The organism is Cupriavidus basilensis OR16, from assembly GCF_000243095.1.
GTDB lineage: Bacteria > Pseudomonadota > Gammaproteobacteria > Burkholderiales > Burkholderiaceae > Cupriavidus > Cupriavidus basilensis_D.
Map to the genome: position 1 here is coordinate 72,510 of NZ_AHJE01000066.1, position 7,686 is coordinate 80,195.

The following is a 7,686-nucleotide window of genomic DNA, read 5'->3' on the forward strand; positions in this document are numbered from 1 at the left end:
GCGAGACCTGCCACCATGTCCACCTCCCTGCCCGTGACCGAAGGCGCCGCCCCCAGCGCGGCGGTGCCACAGGACACCCCCTTCACGCTGCCGCGCTGGCACTGGGCGCGCAAGCACCCCATGCTGATCATTGGCGCGCTGTTGCTGGCCGCGATTGCCGCGCTCTCCATCGGCGCGCCCTGGATCGCCACCTTCGATCCCCAGGATATCGACCCGCTAGCGCGCATGCAGCCGCCTTCGGCCGAGCACTGGTTCGGCACCGACGCGCTCGGCCGCGATGTGTTCAGCCGCGCGGTCTGGGGCGGGCGCGTCTCGATGGTGGTCGGCCTGTCGGTCGGCCTGCTGGCGACCGTATTTGGCGTGCTGCTCGGCCTCACCGCGGGCTTCGTGCGCTGGGCCGATTCGTTCGTGATGCGCGTGATGGACGGCTTGATGGCCATTCCCGGCATCCTGCTGGCGATCGCGCTGATGGCCGTCACGCAGGCCAGCCTCACGGCCGTGATCGTCGCCATCACCATCCCCGAGGTGCCGCGCGTGGTGCGGCTGGTGCGCTCGCTGGCGCTCACGCTGCGCGAGCAGCTCTACGTCGAGGCGGCGCATGCGGTGGGCACCCGCCTGCCGGTGATCCTGGCGCGCCATGTGGTGCCCAATATGGTGGCGCCGCTGATCGTGCAAGCCACCTTCGTGGCCGCTGCCGCCGTGCTGACGGAAGCGGCGCTGTCCTTCCTCGGCGTCGGCGTGCCCGGGCAGACACCGAGCTGGGGCAACATGATGGCCGAGGGCCGCAACTTCGTCGCGGTGGCGTTCCATATCATCCTTTACCCCGGCATCCTGCTGGCCGCGACGGTGCTGGCGATCAACCTGCTGGGCGACGGCTTGCGGGACGCGCTCGATCCGCGCCTGGCGCGGCAACTCTGAAAGGGGACCCACTCATGACGACGATGTCCCGCGTTGCCCTGGCCACCGGCGAGCCGCTGCTCGAGGTGGACGACCTCCACACCCATTTCGACACGCTCACCGGCCCAGCCCGCTCGGTCAACGGCGTCTCGTACACCGTGCGCGCCGGCCAGACGCTTGGCGTGGTCGGCGAGTCCGGCTGCGGCAAGAGCGTGACCGCGCTGTCGATCATGCGGCTGCTGCCCGCGCCGCCGGCACGGATCCGCGGCGCCGTGCGGCTGCGCGGCACCGACCTGCTGCAGCTCAGCGAGCGCGAGATGCGCCGCATCCGCGGCAACCGCGTCTCGATGATCTTCCAGGAGCCGATGACCTCGCTGAACCCGGTGCTCACGATCGGCCGGCAGATTGCCGAGACCGTGCAGCTGCACCAAGGGGCAAGCCGTGCCGATGCGCTGAAGCGCGCGGTGGAAATGCTGCGGCTGGTGCAGATCCCCGAGCCCGAGCGCCGCGTCAACGAATACCCGCACCAGCTCTCGGGCGGCATGCGCCAGCGCGTGATGATCGCGCTGGCGCTGGCCTGCAACCCCGAGGTGCTGATCGCCGACGAGCCCACCACCGCGCTCGACGTAACCATCCAGGCCCAGATCCTGGACCTGATCCGCCGCCTGCAGAAAGAACTAGGCATGGGCGTGGTGATGATCACGCACGACCTTGGCGTGGTGGCGGAATGCTGCGACCGCGTGATCGTGATGTACGCCGGCAGCAAGGTAGAGGAAGCCGGCGTCATCGACCTGTTCGACCGCCCGCTGCACCCCTACACCCGCGCGCTGATGGCCTCGATGCCTTCGATGAACACCAGCAGCCAGCGCCTGGCCGAGATCCCCGGGCTGGTGCCGTCGCCGCAGGAAGCGCGCCGCGGCTGCGCGTTCGCGGCGCGCTGCGCGCATGCCGACACGCGCTGCGCACGCGAGATCCCGCAGCTCACGCGCTACGGCGGCGACCATGCCGTGGCCTGCTTCGCGATCGAGGAAGGCCGCATCGAATGCAACCAGCCAGCCCAGGAAGCCATCGCATGAGTACCGCCACTGCCACGCGCTCGCCTTTGCTCAAGGTCGAGCAGCTCAAGAAGCATTACATCGCGCCGCAGCGCTGGTTGGCGCCGCGCAAGCCGCCGATCCAGGCGGTGGACGGCGTGTCCTTCACCGTCGAGCGCGGCGAGACGCTCTCGCTGGTCGGCGAATCCGGCTGCGGCAAGACCACCACCGCCAAGTCGGTGCTGCGCCTGGTCGAGCCCACCTCGGGCTCGGTGCAACTCGATGGCGAGGAGTTGCTGGGCCTGCCGGCAAGCACCATGCGCCTGCGCCGGCGCGATCTGCAGATCATCTTCCAGGACCCCTACGCTTCGCTAAGCCCGCGCCTGACGGCGGGCGAGATCGTTAGCGAGCCGCTGCGCAATTTCGGCATGCATTCGCGTGCCGAGCGCGCCGAACGCGTGCAGTGGCTGTTCAGCAAGGTCGGCCTGCGCCCGGAGGCGGTCAAGAAATTCCCGCACGAATTCTCGGGCGGCCAGCGGCAACGGCTGGGCATCGCGCGCGCGCTCGCGCTCAACCCCAAGCTGATCGTCTGCGACGAACCGGTGTCGGCGCTCGACGTCTCGGTGCAGGCGCAGGTGGTCAACCTGCTGATGGACCTGCAGGCCGAGCTCGGCATCGCCTACCTGTTCGTCGCGCACGACCTGGCGGTGGTGCGCCACATCAGCCACCGGGTCGCCGTGATGTACCTGGGCCAGATTGTCGAACTAGCCGACCGCGACACCTTGTTCTGCGCACCGCGCCACCCGTACACCGAGATCCTGTTGTCCGCGGTGCCAGTGCCCAATCCGCGCACGCCGGCCCGGCGCCTGCTGCTGCAAGGCGACCCGCCAAGCCCGGCCAACCCGCCGTCGGGCTGCCGCTTTCACACACGCTGCCCGCTGGCGCAAGCCGTATGCAAGAAACAGACGCCCGCCCTCACCGAACGGTCATCCGCCGGCGGTGGGCATCAGGTGGCCTGCCATTTCCGTTGACCGACTCGCTGCAGACCAAAAAGAGGAACCCGATGTCCGACTCTAATTCCACGCACTACGACCTGCTGATCGCTGGCGGCACCGTGATCGACGGCAGCAAGGCACCCCGCTTTGGCGCCGATATCGGCGTGCGCGGCGGCCGCATCGCGGCGATCGGCAACCTGGCCGGGCACACGGCCGACCGGACGCTGGACGCGGCGGGCCAGATCGTCGCCCCCGGCTTCATCGATGCGCACACGCATGACGACCAGGCCGTGCTGTCACAGGCCACCATGCCCTTCAAGATCTCGCAGGGCGTAACGACCGTGATTGCCGGCAATTGCGGCATCAGTGCCGCCCCGTTGCGCGCCGACATGGACCTGCCCATGCCACTGAGCCTGATCGACTCGCCGGCCGAAGGCCGTTTCACCACCTTCGCGGCTTACCTCGACGCGCTGCGCGCCACGCCAAGCTCCGTTAACGTGGCGGCGATGGTCGGGCATTCGACGCTGCGCGCGGTCATCATGCCGGCGTTGGACCGGCCTGCGAACGCCGAAGAGATCGCCGCCATGCAAGCGCTGGTTGAGGAGGCCATGCAGGCCGGCGCGATCGGCCTGTCGACCGGTACCTTCTACCCGCCCGCCGCCAAGGCGACGACCGAGGAAATCATCGAAGTCTGCCGGCCGCTCAGCGCGCGCAAGGCGCTGTACGTCACGCATATGCGCGACGAGTCCGACCATGTCATGCAGTCGCTGGAAGAAACCTTCCGCATCGGCCGCGAGCTCGACGTGCCGGTGGTGGTGTCGCACCACAAGGTGCAGAACACGGCGAACTTCGGCAGGAGCCAGGTCACGCTGCCATTCATCCGTGAAACCATGAAGCACCAGTGCGTCTCGCTCGACTGCTACCCGTACACGGCCGGCTCCACCATGATCCGCACCGACCGCGGCATGCTCGAAGGCCGCGTGCTGATCTCCGCCAGCCAGCCGCACCCTGAATGCGCGGGCCGCGATCTCGATGACATCGCCAGGGAATGGGGCGTGGCCAAGGACGAGGCCGCGCGCCGCCTGCAGCCGGGCAGCGCGGTCTACTTCCTGATGGACGAGAACGACGTGCAGCGCATCCTCGCCTTCGACGAAACCATGATCGGCTCCGACGGCATTCCGGTTGGCGAAAGCCCGCATCCCCGCCTGTCCGCATCCCCGCCTGTGGGGCACCTTCCCGCGCGTACTCGGCCACTACTGCCGCGAGGTTGGACTGTTCCCGCTGGAGACGGCGGTCTGGAAGATGACCGGCCTGACGGCACGCAACTTCGGCCTGCACCAGCGCGGCACGCTCGAAGTGGGCCACCATGCCGACATCGTGATCTTCGACGCCGCCAACGTACGCGACGCCGCCAGCTACGAAACCCCCACCCGCCCGGCCGAAGGCATCGACACCGTGATCGTCAATGGCGCGATTACCTGGCGACACGGCACGCACAGTGGTGCGCGCAACGGCCAGGTCATCAGCCGGCAAGCCATCCGGTAGGAACAGGAACCGCCGCCACAGCCCTGGCTTCGGGCATTTCCTGCCGATCGCGGGATCACTCCCGGGAGAGCGAAATGCCCGATATGGCGCATTACCGGTTCTTGACGACAATTGACGCGGTTAGGCGACGCGGCACAACACGACACGCCGCGCCAGCGAGCCGCCTGGCCAGCCTGCCGCGCCAGGCCCACCCCTGCCGCGGACGTTGGCCGCGCCGTTATCGCCCAGGCGCCGACTTGTCAACCCACTCGAATAGCCAGCCAATGCCCTCGGGCTTTCGGCCCAAGTCCCGCCTGCGCGGCTACAATGGCCCGCCACACGCTTGCCGTTCACACCATGTCCACAACGTACACGCTTGTCGGAATTGCGCGCGCCAAGGCCCACCGCCGTGAGGTCCTGGTTGCCAAGCTGGCCGCGCTGCGCCTGCGCGGCGCCATGGAACCCGGCTGCCTGCGCTACCACGTGGGGGAGGACGCCGAGGATGCCGAGGTGTTCGTGCTCTACATGGAATGGAATTCCAGGCACGCGCTGGAATCACATCTCAACAGCGAATATGTGCGTGACTTTCACGCCACCCGCCAGGAATTCCTGGAAGGCGATATCAATTTCCGGTGGTTGAATGCTGCCTGACGGTCGTCCCGGCTGTTGTCAAAAGTGATTCAAATCGGCTTTTTCAGCTAAAGCCGAACGCCTTCCCGCCCTGGGGTCCCGGCTCCGCTTGTCATTCTCCCGACACCGATCTATCACTCTGAGTGACGCTCCTGCGCATACGGAGCGCAAGCTTCGGAGTGGATCATGGAAGTCAAGGATGGTTTCGTCGGCACTGTCGGCCATACACCTCTGATCCGGCTGGCAGGCCTGAGCTCGGAGACCGGTTGCGAGATCCTCGGCAAGGCCGAGTTCCTGAATCCGGGCGGCTCGGTCAAAGACCGGGCGGCGCTGTACATCATCCGCGACGCCGAACGGCGGGGCGTGCTAAAGCCTGGCGGGACCGTCGTGGAAGGCACCGCCGGCAATACCGGCATCGGCCTGGCGCATATCTGCGCCGCGCGCGGCTACCGCTGCATCGTGGTCATCCCCGACACCCAGTCCCCGGAAAAAATGGACCGCCTGCGCCTGCTTGGCGCCGAGGTGCGCCCGGTACCGGCGGCGCCCTACGCCGACCCCAACAACTACCAGAAAGTGGCCGGACGCCTGGCCGAGGAAAGGGAAAACGCCGTCTGGGCCAACCAGTTCGACAACCTCGCCAACCGCCAGGCCCACTACGAGACCACCGGCCCGGAAATCTGGCACGACACCGCCGGCAAGGTCGACGCCTTCGTCTGCGCCACCGGCACGGGAGGCACGCTGGCGGGCGTCGCGCGTTACCTGAAAGAGAAAGAGCGCAACCCGCCTGTGCGCATCGTGCTGGCCGACCCCCACGGCAGCGGGCTGTACCACTTCGTCAAGCACCACGCGATCAAGGCCGAGGGCAACTCCATCACCGAGGGCATCGGCTCCAGCCGCGTCACCGCCAACCTGGCGGACACGCCGATCGACGATGCGGTGCGGATCGACGACCAGGCCTGCGTCGACATGGTGTACCGGCTGCTGCACGAGGAAGGCTTATGGGTGGGCGGCTCGTCCGGCATCAACGTGGCGGCGGCGGTTTGGCTGGCCCACGAGATGGGGCCGGGCCATACGATCGTTACCCTGCTGAGCGACCGCGGCGACCTGTATGCCGGGCGCCTGTTCAACGCCGACTGGCTGGCCGCGAAGGGGCTGACACCGCATGTGCCGGCACCAGGCGTGGCACGGCCGTGAGGCTCGCTAGACCGCTTCTTTCAAACGGCGCCACAGGGTAGTCGGGCTGATGCCTAACTGGTGACAGGCGGCGGCGCGGTTGCCGCCGCATTCCGCCAGCACGCGCCGGATATGCTCGGCCTGGCTGGCACGCGCTACGCCCGCAAGCGAGCCGGCACCCGTCGCATCGCCGTCGCCGCTCCCCGCCGCGCTCCACGCGGCGCCAGCCGCTGGCGCCGCATCGCCCTGCGGCTGCGAGCCAAACAGCTCCGGCGCTGCCGCCTGCAATTCGTCGAGCAGGTCCGCGGGCGCCAGCCTGCGCCCCGCCACCAGCACGGCAATGCGCTCCGTCACATTTTCCAGCTCGCGGATATTGCCCGGCCACGCATAGCCAGACAACCTTGCCCGCACGGCCTGCGGCAGCGGCAGCGGCGCTGGCTGGCCCAGGCGCTCCTGGGCGCGCCGGTACAGCAGTTCGGCCAGCTCAGGCAAGTCGCCAGCACGCTCGCGCAGAGGCGGCATTTCGATGCGCAGGATGTTCAAGCGGTAGTAGAGGTCCTGGCGGAAGCTGCCCTGGCGCACGAGTTCACCGAGGTTGCGGTGCGTTGCGGCAATCACCCGGACGTTGACCGGCACGGCGTCCAGGCCGCCAATCGGCAACACCTGTTTTTCCTGCAGGACACGCAGCAAGCGCGTCTGCAGCGCGGGCGGCATGTCGCCCACCTCGTCGAGGAACAGCGTGCCGTTGTGGGCGGATTCAAACAGGCCAGCCTTGCCGCCACGGCGCGCGCCGGTGAATGCGCCCTCTTCGTAGCCAAACAGCTCGCTTTCCAGCAAGGTCTCCGGGAACGCCGCGCAATTGACCGCCACGAACGGGAATACGCGGCGCGGGCTGGCGTCGTGCATGCCCTGGGCCAGCACCTCCTTGCCGGTGCCGCTCTCGCCACCCACCAGCACGGTGGAGTCCACCGCGGCGTAGCGCCGCGCCAGTTCGCGCAGGTGATGCATGGCCGGCGAGGCGCCAGCGAGGTCGTCCAGGCTGTAGCGCACGCCGGCCGGCCGGGCGCGGCTGCGCGAGCGCAGGTTGCGGTCGACCCGGTGGATGGCATTGGCATCCTGCAGCGTCAGTACCGCGCCAGCGGTGCCGGCTTCGGTGATGATGGGGATGCGGTTGACCACCACCATCTTGTCGCCGAGCTTGTGAATCGCTTCGAGCTCCTTGCTGCCGCTGTGCATCACGCCATCGAGCGACAGCGCTGGAGCCAGTGTCTGCAGCTTGCGGCCTAGCGCGGCGGCCGGCGGCGTGCCCAGGAAACGCTCCATGGCGGGGTTGTAGGTCTGGATGCGCCCTTCCGCATCCACCGCGGCCACGCCTTCGTTCAGGTGCGCCAGGATGGTATTGACGTAGTCGCGCCGCCCGGACTCGATGCGGC

At 68.2% G+C, this 7,686-nt stretch carries 6 protein-coding genes and 1 pseudogene; 6 read left to right on the forward strand and 1 reads right to left on the reverse strand.

Annotation, left to right across the window (positions count from 1 at the left end):
- The first annotated feature begins 15 nt into the window (after nucleotides 1-15).
- The 6 genes and pseudogenes from OR16_RS24190 to OR16_RS24215 all read left to right on the forward strand — a co-directional run bounded on the left by OR16_RS24190 (nucleotide 16) and on the right by OR16_RS24215 (nucleotide 6,274).
- Nucleotides 16-918, forward strand: coding sequence for an ABC transporter permease (locus OR16_RS24190; RefSeq protein ID WP_006160708.1), 903 nt, complete (start codon nucleotides 16-18; stop codon nucleotides 916-918).
- 14 nt (nucleotides 919-932) lie between these two features.
- On the forward strand, nucleotides 933-1,973 hold the full coding sequence (locus OR16_RS24195; protein WP_006160709.1) for an ABC transporter ATP-binding protein: 1,041 nt from the start codon (nucleotides 933-935) through the stop codon (nucleotides 1,971-1,973).
- Nucleotides 1,970-2,962, forward strand: a complete 993-nt coding sequence (locus OR16_RS24200) for an ABC transporter ATP-binding protein (protein WP_006160710.1) — start codon at nucleotides 1,970-1,972, stop codon at nucleotides 2,960-2,962. The genes OR16_RS24195 and OR16_RS24200 overlap by 4 nt, the downstream gene beginning before the upstream one ends.
- 32 nt (nucleotides 2,963-2,994) lie before the next feature.
- Nucleotides 2,995-4,471, forward strand: a pseudogene (locus tag OR16_RS24205) (N-acyl-D-amino-acid deacylase family protein).
- Nucleotides 4,472-4,807: 336 nt separating this feature from the next.
- Complete coding sequence (locus OR16_RS24210) at nucleotides 4,808-5,101, forward strand: putative quinol monooxygenase (RefSeq protein ID WP_006160712.1); 294 nt, start codon at nucleotides 4,808-4,810, stop codon at nucleotides 5,099-5,101.
- Nucleotides 5,102-5,266: 165 nt separating this feature from the next.
- Nucleotides 5,267-6,274, forward strand: a complete 1,008-nt coding sequence (locus OR16_RS24215) for a cysteine synthase A (protein ID WP_006160714.1) — start codon at nucleotides 5,267-5,269, stop codon at nucleotides 6,272-6,274.
- A gap of 6 nt (nucleotides 6,275-6,280) precedes the next feature.
- Here OR16_RS24215 and OR16_RS24220 read toward each other — a convergent pair.
- The coding region (locus OR16_RS24220) for a sigma-54 interaction domain-containing protein (RefSeq protein ID WP_006160715.1) at nucleotides 6,281-7,686 on the reverse strand (1,406 nt) is incomplete at its 5' end.

Bases quoted from the DNA above. Each gene is read 5' to 3' on its own strand.
- OR16_RS24215 (WP_006160714.1), top strand. From the start codon at position 5,267: ATGGAAGTCAAGGATGGTTTCGTCGGCACTGTCGGCCATACACCTCTG.
- OR16_RS24195 (WP_006160709.1), top strand. From the start codon at position 933: ATGACGACGATGTCCCGCGTTGCCCTGGCCACCGGCGAGCCGCTGCTC.
- OR16_RS24190 (WP_006160708.1), top strand. From the start codon at position 16: ATGTCCACCTCCCTGCCCGTGACCGAAGGCGCCGCCCCCAGCGCGGCG.
- OR16_RS24200 (WP_006160710.1), top strand. From the start codon at position 1,970: ATGAGTACCGCCACTGCCACGCGCTCGCCTTTGCTCAAGGTCGAGCAG.
- OR16_RS24210 (WP_006160712.1), top strand. From the start codon at position 4,808: ATGTCCACAACGTACACGCTTGTCGGAATTGCGCGCGCCAAGGCCCAC.